The sequence below is a fragment of the Vibrio sp. 1CM8B genome (assembly GCF_023161685.1).
Lineage (GTDB): Bacteria > Pseudomonadota > Gammaproteobacteria > Enterobacterales > Vibrionaceae > Vibrio > Vibrio coralliirubri.
Map to the genome: position 1 here is coordinate 53,652 of NZ_JALNTU010000008.1, position 16,063 is coordinate 69,714.

Below are 16,063 nucleotides of genomic sequence, written 5' to 3' on the forward strand. Positions count from 1 at the left end.
TGTCACGTCCAATTTACATGTTTGGTACCCACGACGAAAAGAGATTCCCTATCACGCTCGTGCCTCGCTGTAGGGAATGACGCTGTTATTTTTTACTATTAGGTGAAGAGATAAAATACAAGTAAACGGGGTGCGAAGAGCTTAAAAGAATAGATGCGGGTAGCGGGTAAACGAGTAACGAAGAGATAAAGAGATGAAGAGATGAAGAGCGGATTCGAGTGGCGCTTTTCGTATCTCGCCACTCTCATCCCGTTACTGTCTTTAGATCTTCGTTTACCCGATTACTCGCATCTCGTTACTGCTCTTAGTTATTTCTTGTCGCTCGAATATGCGTAGTTGTAGTAACCGTAGCCGTATGAGCTTGATGCTTTCTTCTCGATGGCGTTGAAGATAACGCCTTTCACTTCAATGCCCGATTGTTCGAAACGGTTGCGAGCAACATCAATCTCTTTAATGGTGTTTTGACCGTAACGCGCGACCATTAATGTGGTGCCAGCGAAGGCGCCGACAATGCTTGGGTCGGTTACTGCGAGTACTGGTGGAGTATCGACAATCACCAGGTCATACTCTTTTGATGCCCATTCCATTAGTTCCGCAAAGCGTGGGTGCATCAGCAACTCTGATGGGTTAGGTGGCACTTGGCCGCGAGTAAGAATATGTAGGTTTTCTACTGGTGTGGTTTTAATGGATTGAGCAAACTCTTGCTTACCACTTAATACATCAGAAAGGCCGTTATCCCAGTTCACACCAAAGCTTTGTTGTAGGTAACCTTTACGCATGTCGGCATCAATCAACAATACCTTTTGGCCTGTTTTTGCGGCTACTGCGGCAAAGTTGGTCGAGATGAATGATTTACCAATACCCGGCGCAGGGCCAGAGATCATCAAGACGTTGTTTTTCGCTTCTAGCATCGCAAAGTGCAAGCTGGTACGAAGGCCACGCAGTGCTTCAACCGAAAGATCAGCAGGGTTCGATTCGGCAAGCAGTGCCTGAACGCCTTTTGTTTGTACTTTCTTCGATTTAAAGCGGTTGGTTAGCTCAATCTGTAAATCTGATTTTGGTACCGCTGCGTAAACCGGAAGGCCGATTTGTTCAATTTGGTCAGGGCTTTCAACACCACGGTGGAACGCGGCTTTCACTAATACAAATGCGACACTTAACATGCCACCCAGTAGCGTTGCTAACACAACAATCAGCGGCTTCTTAGGTTTGACGGCGCGAGCATACGCTTGAGCGTCATCTAAGATACGAACGTTACCGACCGTACCGGCTTTAATAATGCTGAGTTCTTGAACCTTGTTTAGTAACTGGATGTAGATCTGTTGGTTTACTTCAACATCACGTGTCATACGCAGTACTTCACGCTGTGTTTTCGGTAGCTTTTGTACTTGTTTGTTTAGGCGCTCTTTCTCACCCATCAGCGTTTTACGCTTATCAAGCAGAGCTTTGTATGCCGGGTGATCTTTAGTAAAGCGTTGGCTGATTTCACTCTCTTTAAACGTCAATTCATTCAATTGCGCTTCAAGCTCTACCATTACCTTCAGGGTTGATTGTGCTTCTAAACCCAAGTCGATCGATTCGTTCTTTTGGCGGTAATTATTTAGTACGTCTTCATAACCAGTTAGCTCAGATTTAATGCCCGGAAGGTGACTTTCTAGAAAAGAGAGACTCTTCTCTGCTTCTGCTGAATTACGCTTCACATTTTGTAAGAAGTAGATCTGACTAATGTGATTGAGGATTTCAGAGATCTGTTGCTTGTTTTCACCTTCAAAGCTCAGCTTCAAAATGCCGGTTTGCTTACCTTGCTCAGACAATGATAAAGACTTCTTCAACCATTCGATCGCTTCTAGTCGGCTACGTTGACTAATAGAGAATTCAAAATCGTTGTGTGATTCAAAACCTGCCACAAACAAACTGTAGTCGTCGGCTGTTGCTAGCTCACCCACTTTGCCTTGCAAGATAACGCGCTCATCGTCACGAACCAGTTGGTAAGTGCCCTGCTCGGCATCGAGAATTTGAATGGTGTGTGCGTAACCATTCGCGTAGCTTGGCAATGTAAAACGGCTTACTGAGATGTGGTTGATGTCACCGGTTAAGCGAGCAAAACCCTTACCTACGATAGGGGCATAGTTAGGAGATGTCACCGTGGTGAGGTTAAACTTATCCACCGTTTCACCCAAGATCATACGAGATTTGATGATCTCCACTTCTGTTGTCGCAGAAGATTCTTGAGAGAACAACTCCCCCATGTCACCGACCATGGAGGAAATGCCGCCAGAGCTCTTCTCTTCAATTTGGATCAGGGCATCCGCTTTGTATATCGGCGTTGAAAGCAGAGCAAACGCAATACCAAACACAGCAAAAGCAAATGTGGTCAGCATGATTAGCCATTTAGCGTCCAGCAGAATGCCAAGCAGTTTTCCTAAATCTATCTCATCAGAGTTATCTGTATGCGATTGCTGAGAGGGTTGTGTTGTCATTTGTTTGCTACTTCCTAAATTATTGCTATTTAAGAGACGATATATACGCTCCGCGTACTTCTCTTCTATATGATTCTGTTGGTGGCTTAGCCACGCCTACGTGTAGAGCATGACATTTTAAAAGCTGTCTATTTGAAACCTACAGTATTTAAACCTACTGTATTTTTAAACCTACAGTTTTTTTGCCCAAGCTTGTGCGGCTTCGTCAATCAGCTTATAAGCGTATTCAAAGGCTTCACGGCTTTGACGGTGTGGATCGGGGATGTCTTTTTGGCCTATCCACTGACCAAACAACATAGTTTTACCGCGTGCCTCTGGCGATATTTGAGTGAGCGCTTCTAAATGGCCCTTCTCCATCACCAAAATCAAGTCATACTGAGCACAAAGCTGTGGCGTCACTTGTTGAGACTGATGGTTTTCAACATCGACCCCGTTTTCTGCAGCGATCAAAATCGCCGTGTCGTCTGCGGGCTTGCCAATTAAACGGCTTTTTTCAGCAGCGATACCGGCAGAGGCTACCTCTTTGTTCGGAAGCAACTGTTGAAGAACGCGCTCTCCGGTCGGGGAACGACAAATGTTACCCACGCAGACCACTAAAATTTTATTAAACATAATTGTCTCTAATTGTATTGGGCCTACAAGCATAAAAAATCAGGTTACACGTACAATGCAACCTGATGATTAATCTTCATTTATTACCAATTACGAACGCGTAACATACCTTCGGTTAGGTCGTTGAAGCCTGAAATGGTTGGTACAAGCTGACCGATTACACGGTTCCAGCGACTGATTGGTGCTGCCGTTACGTAAACAATGTCGTAAGGTCTTAAATCAAACTCGGTACCAATCACTAAAGCTGATGCATCTTCCATATTCAGTTGGTAGATGTCTGCCATGCGTTCTGATTTATCATCTGAAGTTCGGATGACAAACACACCCGTTGCATCGGCAGTCAGCTGGTTGATACCACCGACATTGCTGAGTGCTTCGGTTAGGCTCATCCCTACGCGATCAATTTTGAGTAGTTGAGGATCGTTCACCTCACCCATCACGAACACTTTCTGATTGTCGTTACGAGGTACGTGAACAATATCACCCGCTTGCAGTAAGCGGTTTTGGGTTAGATCACCACGTTGCATTAAGCCATAAAGCGAAAGGTTCTCTTCCACGCCATTACGCGTTAATGAAACATTACGCCAATCCGCATCTTCAGATAAACCGCCCGAACGGTTCACGGCATCCAGTAATGTTAGTGGGATATTGGTGATTGGCTGTTGGCCAGGGTTAGACACTTCGCCAGTAATGTAGGTTTTCTTAGATCGGAAAGCCGCTACGTTCACATCAACTTGAGGGCTTTCGATGTATTTAGCTAAGCGATTTGCAATATCAGCACGCACTTCGCGAACGGTTTTGCCAGCCACTTCGACGGTACCAATGTAAGGGTAAAAGATGGTGCCATCGGCATGAACCCAGTTACCCGCTTCTGTGCTGCTACGGTAAGAACCGGCAGGAATCGTCAGTTCTGGGTGATCCCAGATCGTGATATTTAAGATATCGCCCACTCCGACTTTGTATTCATACTTTGCGATGTCTACATCAAGTTCAGGGTTCGCTTGTGACACCGACAATGTACTTGTTTGGTAAGTTGATACTAACTGTGCAGTCAGCGGATAAACATTCACCACTTCAGAAATATCAGACTCTTGCTGTTCCTCAGAGGGCTGAATCACATTCTTACCACCGGTAGACAGGTGAGTACCTGGAGTCGTACACCCTACAAGCAATGCAGGTATAAGCGCGAAAAGGAGACGATTTTTATTGATCTTCATGTTAACCAAGTAATAGAGATGGAATGTGTTGTGATACCCCAAAGGACACCCAAGGAAGTTAAGCGCGTAATTTTATCAGCTATGCAGTTTTAAATAGAGCTGAAGTAGAGAAATAATAAGATCTAGCTCTCATTTGGCATCGAAAAATCAAGACGCTACCGCCCTTTGATCGTCCGCGACACCACACTGCGTAGTTGATACCAAACGCAGCAAAAACGATGCCTGCATCCGGTCATTTTAATCCGTAAACATTATCCACAATTTGTGTTTATTATCAACCTAGTTGAATGGTTTTAAGGGGGAAGAGCTTAAGACCAGATACGGGATGCGAGTGAACGAGATGCGAAGAGATAAAAGCAGGTGCGGGATTCTAAAGAGCAGATGAGAGATGCGAGTGAACGAGATTCGAAAAGATAAGAGCAGTGGCGGGATTCTAAAGAGCAGTATCGAGATGCAGGTAAGCGAGTATCGAAGAGCTCAAGAGCAGATGAGAGTAGCGAGATACGAGTAAACGAAGAGCAAAAGCAAAAGCAAAAGAGCCAACACATGAAGTGTTGGCTCTTTATTTTAGACTTTACGCTGAATTATTTTACTGCTTCTAAGTATTTCAGATAAGCATTGCGTAAGCGCTGTCGGTTTTCATGGTAGTAGCTTGCACCGATGCGGTTGCGGTTGAAGTACTGCCTTTCAATATTGTGTTGTAAGCCAGTATCAACACCTAAACCTGTGCCTAAATTATTGTGACTATCACCAACGCGAGTTTGAAGCGCGTATACAAACTGGTCGATACCACGTAATTGAACGTAGTCAGGGCTCATATCACGCCACAACGTTAGAGGGATTGCGATAGAAAGCGTCACAAAATCTTCGGCTTCACTGCTGCCTACTGCTTTTGTGGTTTGGTATGACGCATCAACTCTTACGTCACCTAACCAATGACTGGTAGTTACACGTACCCCTTCATCGCCTTTCCAGAATTGACCGGCTTGCACTTTACCTTGCCAGTTCCAGTCCGGTCTTGAGTAGGTGTAGTGGCCAATCATAGGGGTCGCATCTAAGATGGCTTTCCCTCTTGAGTCGTACTTATCTTGAGCAGAAAAGTTCGCATATTCAGCTCCTAGAATGTGACGACCGCTATTGCTCGCATACTGCGTTTCATTCAAAAAGCCCAAAAAGTTTCCGTAAACTTGTCCGAATGAGAATTGAGTGGTGAGGTTGTAAGGCAATTGGAATGCTTGGTGGAAAAGAACCCTATCGACTTCATTTTCAAAGGCATTATCACCCCAAATTTCGCCCTCTTCAAAATCATCACTCTCTGCCAGTGGCATTACATGTCGAACATCCAACGCAGCGCCTTTCCACAAAGGTGTGTAAAGGTTAGTAGCCAGCGCTAAAGAGTAATCAAATACACCGTATTCTGTGGCAGTATTGTGATACAAAGCAGGAGACACAATCACCTGTGTGCGACCAAATCCAGAACGAGCCACCTCTTTATCAAAGTTCGCTTTTGCATAGCTCTTTTTCACATCAGAAGTACGCACAAGAAGGTTTTTGCAAGGTTCGCCCGTTTTTACAAATTCTCGGTAACATGGGGCACTGGTGATCACTTCCATCATCGGCATGTCATTCACCAAGTTAAACAGGCGAATGTTTTGTTGTTGGTAATTTTTAACCCCGAGGTCTTGAAGCATACCTTCTCCCACGTAGGAAGAGATAATACCCAACGCAACACCCACACCGTCCACTTGGTTACGATTATAACGTCTGTTTTCCAGTGCTACGTTTAAACCAATATCATCAGCCGAAATTCTAACGTTAAGAAAGCCTTCATCAACCAGTGCCTTTTTAAGTTGAACCATACCAGCAAATTTATGATGCGCTTGTTCTACTGCGATCTTGTCTTCTAGGGTTAACTCATTCACTCGGCGAGATTCAGAGAAACCCATTAAAGGAGTCGATGCTGCCACAGACCAAATATCTATATCGGCATTACCACTGGTATAAAACTGGTATTGAAAAGATAGCTGTGTATCCAGTGGCAGGTAATTTTCTGGAGTAAACACCTTAAGGCCAGCGTTGAATTGGTGAGAGTCGTGTTCTGCAATAAGCTGAACAAAATCCAACGGCTGATACTCTAAGCTGGCAAAAGGCCCGTTTAGAACACCATGGCTTACTTCTGATTTACCGTAACCGGCACTAAACCTTGCCGGAACAAAGTCAGGCTCAAAATCAGCTACCGCATAGTAGGTTTCAAAGTTGCTGGCTGCGCCACCAAAATCTTGAACACCTATGGCAAAATCGAACCCTGTCCAATCTTTAACGAAAGGAAGTTGGTATTTAAACGATGCCGATAAGTCACGAATACCGTTACCACAATTAGGATTGTAGTTGGGTACATTTGTGTAAAGGTGACAGTCATAAGTTTTTGTGACAATTCGCCCCGCCGCCTCAAAGCCATCAAATAAACCAACGCTAAATAGTATGTTATCTAACTCACTGGTTTTCCCCTTGTATGGCACGCCTTGACCGTAGAGGTAAGAAATGTCGCCAGTGTCCATCACTTGAGCATTGGGCACAATGATTGCACCGGTATAACTCTGGGACGACATCAAGTTATCGACGGCGTAGGCATTAGAAGCGATAGCTAATGCGCTAAGAGATGCTATGAGAGATGCGCTTTTAGAATAACTGAATATTTTCATTGGGATACAATAGGTTTTAACCGTATTTGACAGTGACTATGTTAGATAGTGGCCGTGTTTATTAGTAACAGTGCTTGAAAGTGACTACGTTTAATGGCGACAGAGTTTAATGGTGACATGCTCGATAGTAATAGCATGTAAAAAAGGCACCGAGTGGTGCCTTTTATTATTGATGCTTAAATTAACCGCCAGTACCACCGCCGTTACCGCCACCGCCAGTACCGCCAGTACCACCAGTGCCGCCAGTGCCGCCAGTTGGTGGGTTAGTACCATCATCTGGGTTTGGAACAGGTTCCGCGTCTTTTGCAGGAGGAAGATCTACAGGAGTATTTGGATCAGCCACAACATCTTCAATTAGCGTTGGGTCTTCAGTTAGATCCAAGTAAATTGTGTCGCCATCCGGGTTTTCAGGGTAAGCAGGATTCTCATCAATGACTTTGTCTGCTATCGCAACAGTCGCATCAGATACTTCACTTACTGATGCATCAGGGCTTACTACAAGCACATCTGATAGTACTGCATTTGTAGCAGATACAAGGCTCGCTTCAGATGCAGGAAGGTCTGCAATAACTTCGTCGGTACGACGCAAGAAGTCAGCTACACTACTGATGCTACCATTGTTCAACAAGTCACCAAGGCCAAGAGCCGTTAGAACTTGAATACCCGTTGCTTCGTCATAAGGTGCGCCATCTAGCTCTTTCTCAATTAGCGTAGAGATTGGAGAAGACGTCACGAGGTCATCGAGATTTGCTAAGCCTTTAGGGAACTTGTAGCTCACCTTGCTCATGTCTTTGCCGTTAGAAACATCTTGGGCACCTGGTGTTGCGTTATATGTAAACGCACAAGTTTCAGGCTTGTTAAAAACGGTAAGCTCTGTGACTTCAGAAACACCATAAAAGTTAGTTGCCTCTAAAGTGCCCGTTGTTCCATCATCACAGCTGAATGTGCCTTTCATACCCATAACTGCAGGGTCGAATGCCATAATGTTACGATATGCTTGCTCAGGTGGCACGCTGTTGTCATTATCGCTACCACAACCGCCAAGGATTGCACCAACGACTGATAACGCTAAAATTTTATATTTCACAATTTATCCCTACAAATGATTAAAAGCTGTGTGACAAAGCAACATTAAATGAGTCGATATCGACGCCACCAATATCTTGATACAACTGGTATTCAATACCGACTTTCATTGCTGAAGTAATCGAGTATTCAGTACCAAAAGCAATCGTTGGAGTCACACCAGAATCGTCAGACTCAACACCTGGACCGTTTGCTTTCCAGTCATAAATGGCGATGCCACCTTTTGCGTATAGCGCTAAGCTGTCTGTTACATTTCCAGAGGCTTTAAGAACCACATCAAAGCTGCTTGCTTCGTAGCTGCCACCTGCAATGTCTTTAAGATCATACTCACCAAGGTAGTTATAACCACCTTCGATGGCTAGTGTATCTACGATATGATAACCAACAAACAAACCGTAAGATGTGTCTGAGTCGTCAATCGCCGTACGGCTCTCAACTAATGGTGCAAAGTTATCGGCAGTTACATTACCAACTTTAGCGCCCACGTATAAATTTTCAGCTCCAACAGCTGTTGCTGATAGCAACAACAAAGGAGAAACCCTAGCTAACCACTGCATTTTCATATAATTATATCTTCCATATTTCAAACTGAACTGAGGCTGATTTTCCTAGCAAATCTAAGCGATAGTCTAATCAGTTTTTGTATGAAAGCCCAAAAAGCAGACACTCATACACGCCATTCCGTACCAAAGCTACTGACACAATTGAACAATATTGCATGCTGAAGCTAGAAGCTAGAAGCAACTCAATACTGTACTTTTGAATTTCGCCAGATTTATCAATGTTGTTTAACAAGCACAAAGAACTTGAGAGTAGCTTGCTTAAGCTATTACAAGCGAGCAGTTAGCATAATCTTTTCGTATGACACTACAAAAATGGTACTCACAAGGAACCAACACAAAAAGATTACTGCGTTACTTTCAATATCCACCCAAAACCATCTAATCAATGATAGATAGCCTAAAAAGGAATTACTCTGATTAAACAACTAATTGAACAACATGATAGGTAATAACCGCTATCAAGTAAATGTATAATTAGTAAACGCACCACAACGATTCAAAAAAAAGTCAGGATTGCGTCAGAAAGGGGTAAAAAGATGAATGGAGAAAATTTGAACGCGGTCGCCCGCACTTTCGCTTAATGCTGGTTTAGTGATGTACGGAGGTTGGTATCTCATTCTATGTGTTAAGGAGAAGCAACCCTAACCCGCCAAACGTTAGGTATCAGTATTTGGTTGGAGTTACGATAGCCATCCTTTATGCGGTCTTGGCTCAGGGGATAGTATGTAAGAGGAATAAAAAATGGCTAGTGTGAGACACTAGCCATTAAAGCGAATTAATCTTTTTTTCTAAATAAAAATCGAATCAGAACTACTGCAAAACCCAACATACCACCGAATAATGTACCAAGAACAACAATCAAAGCACGCTTAGGTTTATCTCGAGTTATCGGCTGTTCAACATTTTCTAGGTAACGGAACGTTTGAAAATCAACAGTCCGGTCAACTTCAAGGCTATTCAACATATCTAACTTTGCATTTATCTGCTGTAGGCGAGGCTCAATGACACTGAGATTTTTTACTGATTCCAAAGCGTGGACTTTTGCCTCCAAACCTTTTAGCCCCAGATCGATACCAAATAGTTCATTATCATTGCCAGTCTGAATTGGACTCTCCACTCCTGCAGATCGAGCTATATCAGCGGCATACTTCGTTCGTTCAGTTTCCACTAATAATTGATTTTTAGCTTGATTTTCAAGAATTTGCTTTTGCTGAATTAATTCATTTTTTTTGCCACTAACTACGGCATGTAAATTATTAAACGCATCTTGATGCACTTTTGATTCTGTAGCCAAAATGTAATCTGTTAATAAATTGAAACTGCTCTCTTTGGCTGTTGTTTGAAAAGTAATGATATATGGTGACCTAGAGTCCTTTCTATCAACTTTAGAGGCGGAAACTCTATCGAACCATTTACTATACAACAATCTAGTTTCATCGATACTACTCTCAGCACTACTGTTAAATACAGAATCTTTAAACTCGGCACTGTTATCTAAAAAAGCTTTCTTATTATTAGTGGAGTTAAATGCATTTACAAAGCGTTGGAATAACACTTCTGAACTCACCAAACGATTAAGTTCTTTGCTAACAAGGACTGTGCCATCTTCTTGATAGATATCAAAAACAGGTTGAAACTGCTTCACTTGGCGCTGATACGCAGCCAAATTTTGAGGTTGAGCCTCAGTGATCTTTGCATTAGAAGACCACCATTCTTGAGACAGAAAAGCCAAACCAATACTACTAACAAAAAATAAAGCAGTAACCAATATCACAATTAACTTACCACCCCACAAAGCTCTAAACAGCTCCCTCAAGTTAATCTCATCGTTCGTAGTGTACATTGGTGGATTTTGCGGGGAGTACGGTTGTGTCTGCTGTTTCACTGTAAATCTCTCAAAACATTTGAATTAATAACGGCAGAATGCTATCACGCCGTATGTTTTTAGTATTGTGTGATTTGTAAACGTTATGAAAACGATCTTCAGGATACTCACAATTCAGTGTATTCTAGTTCAATTGGCATTTTACATGCAAGATAAGCACGGGCTATTAACCACCCCAGTTGCAATTACATTGCGCACTATGACCATCCCGACTATCTTCGTATGGTCGCAATCTTGATATTTAACTTGGTCGATACCTTCTTTATTTCACTGCTCGGCACGCAAGCGCTTACGGGTGTCAGCTTTACTTTCCCGGTCACCTTCACCGTCAACAGCATCACCATGAGCATGAGCATTGGTGTGGAGCTTTCCACATTTATTGGGCGGTTACTCGGCTAGATCTGAGCACAAAATGCCGCTCGCTTTAGTTGCCACTGCTTGCAGTGATGCTTGTTGGTTTTGCATCAACACTAGTGCTTGTAACGCTTGAGTCTATGTTTACCTTGTGGGGGAGGAAGAACCTGAGTTACTGCCGCTAATATCGGAGTACATGTCTGTCTGGTATTTAGCGATACCGCTGCTTGTTATGTCTATGGCAAGTAGCAGTGCAATTCGAGCGAGTGGCAATACCAAAGCATCCGCCAAGATTATAATGCTGGCAGGCCTAATTAACGGCATTCTCGACCCGCTTCTCATCTTTGGTTATGGCCCTTTCCCGGAATTGGAGATTCAAGGTGCTGCGCTTCGTGTTAGAACGAGATCAGATGCGGGATGAGAGTAAACAAGATTCGATCGACAGGACTAGTGTAAAAAATGTGGTTTACATTCACTTCACTAGAAAACTTACCAGTTACGGGGAGTTCCCTTTAGAGCTTAATTACGATAGAGAAAGATCACGTAGATCATTACCCCTTCTTTTATCTAACAGCCAAATACACTAAAATAGTTCCAAATACATTATTAGGCTGAATCGTGCTCATATCATTTATTGACCTCTCTTTCCTGTTTTTCTTTTCCCTTGCAACAACTTTTACAATGCGTAAATTTGCAAAAAAAATAGGGTTAGTTGACAAGCCAAATGCTCGTAAGTTGCACAATGGTGCTGTCCCCTTAGTTGGTGGGCTATCCATTTGTATATCTATACTTTATTTCTTATTCAATAATCCAACTATTCTACCGTATACCGAGCTATACGCCGCGTGTATCTTCATACTTGTTAGCGTTGGAGTTTTGGATGACAAATACGACATAAGCTTTAAACTAAGGTTTGCTGTTCAAGCCGGGCTATCCATCATGATGATGGTGGTTGGTGGTATTGAACTCAATACGATAGGAGATGTCTTTGGTAGTGGAGATGTAATTACATTAGGTTGGTTTGGTTACTTTGTTACAATATTAGCTGTTGTTGGGGCTATAAATGCATTCAACATGGTCGACGGAATTGATGGCCTACTAGGCGGGTTATCTATAGTAACCTTTGGTGGGCTCGGTATCATGCTTAACCATGACGGGCAATCGAATTTAGCTTATATTTGTTTAGTATTGGTCGTTGTGATTATTCCGTATATCCTATTAAACCTAGGTGCATTTGGCCGAAAAAGGAAAGTATTCATGGGGGATGCTGGAAGCATGTTGATTGGCTTTACAGTAATCTGGCTTTTACTACTCTCAAGCCAAAATGGGAGTAAGCCACCGTTACGTCCTGTGACTGCGCTGTGGTTAATTGCTGTGCCTTTGATGGATATGGCTGCGATTATGATTCGCCGAATACGAAGAGGGGACTCTCCTTTTAAACCTGACCGTGAACATTTACATCACATATTTCAGCGTTTGGGGTTTAGCTCAACACAAACACTTATCATTATTTGTAGCACTGCAATCCTATATGCAACCGTGGGGATATCAGCTGAAATGCTCAGTATACCAGAATATATCATGCTCTACGCTTTTGTAATTTGCTTTACAATCTATCTTGCGCTTCTAAGCAATATATGGAAGATTCTAGCCTATTTTAGAAAGAAATATCCCAAATAACTATTAATCCTAGACACTCACCTAAGACAACAAGTTGGGCATATGCCATATACATATTAATATTAATATTAATATTAATATTAATACTAAATTAGTATGTATATAGCTCCCTCTTGGACAAAAGTATATTATAAAAAGATTCACTTCAACCAAGATGATTCATAACTAAGCAAGTAATTAAATTTTTAACGAACAACAAGATTTAGATACCAACGCAATAAACATCTAAATCGAACAAAGAACTGAAAAATACAAATAAAACAAGTCTCGTCTACATTGCTCCAACAAGCAATTAAATAAAAATCGTACTTTAACCAATTTACTTTCTAGAAGAATAGAAATTAAATATTAACCTAGAAGAAATTATTTTAAAAATAGGCCAACTTGAACTATTTGAAACATCTACATCGGTAAAGTAAACCAATTACAACCAAATATAGAATAAGAGTTTGACCATGATACATTGGGATATCTGTCAATCCTGACACAATATATATAATCGGTATACCAATCAGTAAGTCTTTACCTAACAAAGATACATCTTTGAAAAAAAACACAGGGAACAGCATAAAACTCAGATATATCAAAACTCCTCCTACCCCGTGCTGAACAAGCTTGTTTAATATTTCATTGTGTGGATGAGGAGCCGTAATTACATTTTTTGTCAACTCACCTTTATCGTATAACTCTTTTAATTCAGACTTATAATCTTTAACACCTAAGATAGGGCTACCATCTGCTATCGTTATAGCTGTTTTCCATAATTGTAGCCGAACACCAATAGACGTACTGAGATTACCTTGTTCGATTGCAGAGAATTCTGACATGGTTCTTTGATATCGTTCATATACAAAATTCTTACTAAACAATGCTATAACAGAAACAACAACAACAACCATTAATACAATAGTTTTACTGAGCTTTATTCTCTTTATATTCTTTGTAGAAACTACCATTACAGCAAAGGCCAGAGCAAGCCATACACCACGACTCTCAGTCAACAAAACACTTGAAGTTGCAAGGGCAAATCCACTAAAAAGGAGTAGTGCTTGATTTTTACTCTGCTCATATATAGCTAATATAAAAGCTGTTATAGCAAGTGAGGCTCCGAGTGTCGCATAAGGTATAGGGTTAACAGGCAGTGACATTCGAGATTTACCCAAGTAAACTTGATAGTAAACTGAAACACCCAGTATACAAACAGAACCTAAAATCACTAAAACCTGCAAGTGTAGAACCTTTAATTTATCATAAGGCAAAAAAAGCATGATAAAAAAAGCCCCAATCGCAGCACGAGACTCTCGCCCACTAAAGTCTCCCTTATATATATAACTTACACCAATAAACAACAAATATAGTACAATTAAATATAACCACCAATTATTACTCAAGTTAGATCGAATTATAGTAGTTCGATAAACAAAAAAAGAAGCAACTATAGCGACAAGTATAATTACTGAAAGAACTTTATCACCATTCTCAAATATAAATAAGCCACTAAAAATCCAAATAAAGGGTAGATAAATGAATATATTTAAAACCTGCTTCTTAAGCATAACTAAACCTTGAAAGAAAAACCTAGGACTGTACCAATTTGATATTCGATACCAACAACCAATCGTTATTGTTAACCAAAAAAAATACACACAGGGTACGGATAATTTACTTTCACTTCCTGGTCACTTCTAAAAATTGTTGTAATCATTATTTTCATCTCAAAATGGCTAGTATGAGTGACGTATCGAAGAGAAAACAGGCAACTCTTCTGGCTATTTAATACAAACCTCTCATCAAACTTATCGTAAGTGATACATAAGACGAAAGGCTTTATTTGGCTATATATTACTTCTAAGCCCTCGGCCGACTAAATGAAAGTACTTTCATATTGCCGTGAGACTTTATCCCAAGTATAACGCTTAAGCGCTATGTCCTTCATTGCTTTACCATTCCCCTCTAAGCCACCCAATCCGTTAGTGTTCAAAATAAGGTTAAGTAGACTATCACTACTACTGAAATACAATGCACTATCTTCCGTGCTGTAACGATTAAAGCTACAGTCAAATGCGAAAACAGGAACACCAAAATGCATCATCTCAACTAACGAAGGATTAGTGCCACCGGCTGAGTGACCATGAAGATACAAAGAACAACCTTGACGAAGCTTGTATAGTTCATCAATATCATAAATAGGATCCAGTAGTTCAATATTGGGAAATTTGGCGTACTCAAGCCTAATTTTACGTCCGTATTCGCTTGCATCCCAATTACCCACAAATTTTATTGGAAATGAAGTTTTTGAATAGGCCTCAAGGATCATCTCAACGTTATTTTCTGGCTCTATACGACACAACCCTAAAGCATAACTTTGAGAATTAATAGACTGAGTTGGGGTTTCTGGTTTTGCGTGATCACCACCGTAAGCTATTGTTTCCGAATTTAATCCATATTCTTTATAGACGTAATCCGTAATAGCCTGGTTATCAGTAACAACAACATCAGAATACCTGACAGCCATTGATTCAGAGAACTTCAAGAAACGTTTCGCGAGCCCTCCCCATTTCTCTCGCTTCCACTCTAAGCCATCAATATTTGTCACTATTTTCGCTTTGGAGAATAACTTAAAAATTGGAAGGAAAATGCAACCAGAAACGCCCAAAATAAGAACTACATCGGGTTCTATTTTCCAAGATTTTATCAGCGATAATATATCATAGAAGATGCTTTGAGCACCGTTAGCCCTTAATGGTAAATAATGCAATTGGGCCTGGTTATACTCTTGCATACGTGTCTGATAGCTTTTTGACGAACAAAAAACAATATACTGAGTTCCACTGTCTTTATTTAAAGTCAAGTTCTCAACAAGCGACTCAAAGCCGCCATAACATGCAGGGATTCCAACAGTGCCAACAACTATTACTCGCTTCATTTTAGTTTGGTAACCTCACTCAATGAGAGTCCATTCATGTCCTTATTAGAAAGTAGTGGCGTGCTATTAGACGGTATTAAAGGCCACGATATATTAACTCGTTGATCGTCCCATGCTAATGATTGCTCAGCGCTAGGGTTATAAAAGTCGGTACATTTATAGACAAACTCAGCCTCGTCACTCGTCACGTAAAAGCCATGTGCAAAACCTTCCGGAACCCAAAGTTGGCGCTTGTTCTCTGCAGATAAATACTCACCAACCCATTGACCAAACGTTGGAGAACCCTTTCGAATATCGACTGCTACATCAAATACCTCACCTGACACTACACGAACAAGCTTACCTTGTGTGTTTTCGGTCTGGTAATGCAAACCACGCAAAATCCCTTGTTTAGATTTGGAATGGTTATCTTGTACAAAGTGCGTCGGCTTTCCCGTTACTAGTTCTTCAAATTTCTTTTGATTCCAGGTTTCCATAAAGAAACCACGCTCATCACCAAACACACTTGGTTCTATGATTTTTACATCAGGAATACGAGTATCGATTACTTTCATTTTG

Annotated in this window: 11 protein-coding genes and 1 pseudogene; 2 read left to right on the top strand and 10 right to left on the bottom strand. The window is 41.4% G+C overall.

The window, feature by feature from the left end:
* Window positions 1–308: 308 nt before the first annotated feature.
* The 7 genes from MSG36_RS16090 to MSG36_RS16120 all read right to left on the bottom strand — a co-directional run bounded on the left by MSG36_RS16090 (window position 309) and on the right by MSG36_RS16120 (window position 10,545).
* Window positions 309–2,480: a polysaccharide biosynthesis tyrosine autokinase gene (locus tag MSG36_RS16090; protein ID WP_248368781.1), complete on the bottom strand. Its 2,172-nt coding sequence runs from the start codon at window positions 2,478–2,480 to the stop codon at window positions 309–311.
* 171 nt (window positions 2,481–2,651) lie between these two features.
* A complete protein-coding gene (locus MSG36_RS16095) occupies window positions 2,652–3,092 on the bottom strand; it encodes a low molecular weight protein-tyrosine-phosphatase (protein WP_102449500.1) in 441 nt (146 codons plus the stop codon).
* A gap of 83 nt (window positions 3,093–3,175) precedes the next feature.
* Window positions 3,176–4,309 carry a polysaccharide export protein gene (locus tag MSG36_RS16100; RefSeq protein WP_248368783.1) on the bottom strand — a complete coding sequence of 378 codons (1,134 nt, stop codon included), beginning with the start codon at window positions 4,307–4,309 and terminating at the stop codon, window positions 3,176–3,178.
* Window positions 4,310–4,893: 584 nt separating this feature from the next.
* Window positions 4,894–7,011: a YjbH domain-containing protein gene (locus tag MSG36_RS16105; RefSeq protein WP_248368785.1), complete on the bottom strand. Its 2,118-nt coding sequence runs from the start codon at window positions 7,009–7,011 to the stop codon at window positions 4,894–4,896.
* Window positions 7,012–7,192: 181 nt separating this feature from the next.
* Window positions 7,193–8,098, bottom strand: coding sequence for a serine/threonine protein kinase (locus MSG36_RS16110; RefSeq protein WP_248368786.1), 906 nt, complete (start codon window positions 8,096–8,098; stop codon window positions 7,193–7,195).
* Between the two features lie 19 nt (window positions 8,099–8,117).
* Window positions 8,118–8,660, bottom strand: a complete 543-nt coding sequence (locus MSG36_RS16115) for an outer membrane beta-barrel protein (RefSeq protein ID WP_050652060.1) — start codon at window positions 8,658–8,660, stop codon at window positions 8,118–8,120.
* A gap of 775 nt (window positions 8,661–9,435) precedes the next feature.
* Entirely contained in the window at window positions 9,436–10,545 is a 1,110-nt protein-coding gene (locus MSG36_RS16120; RefSeq protein WP_248368787.1) for a Wzz/FepE/Etk N-terminal domain-containing protein, read from the bottom strand.
* Window positions 10,546–10,690: 145 nt separating this feature from the next.
* Between MSG36_RS16120 and MSG36_RS16125 the strand changes: the two are divergent.
* Window positions 10,691–11,290: pseudogene (locus tag MSG36_RS16125) on the top strand (MATE family efflux transporter); the annotation flags it as partial.
* Between the two features lie 227 nt (window positions 11,291–11,517).
* Window positions 11,518–12,579 (top strand): UDP-N-acetylglucosamine--undecaprenyl-phosphate N-acetylglucosaminephosphotransferase, encoded by a 1,062-nt coding sequence (gene wecA / locus MSG36_RS16130; RefSeq protein ID WP_248368788.1) that lies wholly within the window; start codon window positions 11,518–11,520, stop codon window positions 12,577–12,579.
* Window positions 12,580–12,968: 389 nt separating this feature from the next.
* Here the strand turns inward: wecA and MSG36_RS16135 are convergent, their stop codons facing one another.
* From MSG36_RS16135 to rfbC, 3 genes are all read right to left on the bottom strand, one after another.
* Window positions 12,969–14,135, bottom strand: a complete 1,167-nt coding sequence (locus MSG36_RS16135; protein WP_248368789.1) for an O-antigen ligase family protein — start codon at window positions 14,133–14,135, stop codon at window positions 12,969–12,971.
* Window positions 14,136–14,443: 308 nt separating this feature from the next.
* Window positions 14,444–15,505, bottom strand: coding sequence for a DUF1972 domain-containing protein (locus tag MSG36_RS16140; RefSeq protein ID WP_248368791.1), 1,062 nt, complete (start codon window positions 15,503–15,505; stop codon window positions 14,444–14,446).
* Window positions 15,502–16,059 (bottom strand): dTDP-4-dehydrorhamnose 3,5-epimerase, encoded by a 558-nt coding sequence (gene rfbC, locus MSG36_RS16145; RefSeq protein ID WP_248368794.1) that lies wholly within the window; start codon window positions 16,057–16,059, stop codon window positions 15,502–15,504. Before rfbC ends, MSG36_RS16140 begins: the two co-directional genes overlap by 4 nt.
* Between the last annotated feature and the right edge of the window lie 4 nt (window positions 16,060–16,063).

Excerpts from the sequence above, each read along its gene's own strand:
- rfbC (WP_248368794.1), bottom strand. The coding sequence starts at position 16,059 with ATGAAAGTAATCGATACTCGTATTCCTGATGTAAAAATCATAGAACCA.
- MSG36_RS16100 (WP_248368783.1), bottom strand. The coding sequence starts at position 4,309 with ATGAAGATCAATAAAAATCGTCTCCTTTTCGCGCTTATACCTGCATTG.
- MSG36_RS16090 (WP_248368781.1), bottom strand. The coding sequence starts at position 2,480 with ATGACAACACAACCCTCTCAGCAATCGCATACAGATAACTCTGATGAG.
- MSG36_RS16105 (WP_248368785.1), bottom strand. The coding sequence starts at position 7,011 with ATGAAAATATTCAGTTATTCTAAAAGCGCATCTCTCATAGCATCTCTT.
- MSG36_RS16095 (WP_102449500.1), bottom strand. The coding sequence starts at position 3,092 with ATGTTTAATAAAATTTTAGTGGTCTGCGTGGGTAACATTTGTCGTTCC.
- MSG36_RS16140 (WP_248368791.1), bottom strand. The coding sequence starts at position 15,505 with ATGAAGCGAGTAATAGTTGTTGGCACTGTTGGAATCCCTGCATGTTAT.
- MSG36_RS16135 (WP_248368789.1), bottom strand. The coding sequence starts at position 14,135 with ATGCTTAAGAAGCAGGTTTTAAATATATTCATTTATCTACCCTTTATT.
- MSG36_RS16115 (WP_050652060.1), bottom strand. The coding sequence starts at position 8,660 with ATGAAAATGCAGTGGTTAGCTAGGGTTTCTCCTTTGTTGTTGCTATCA.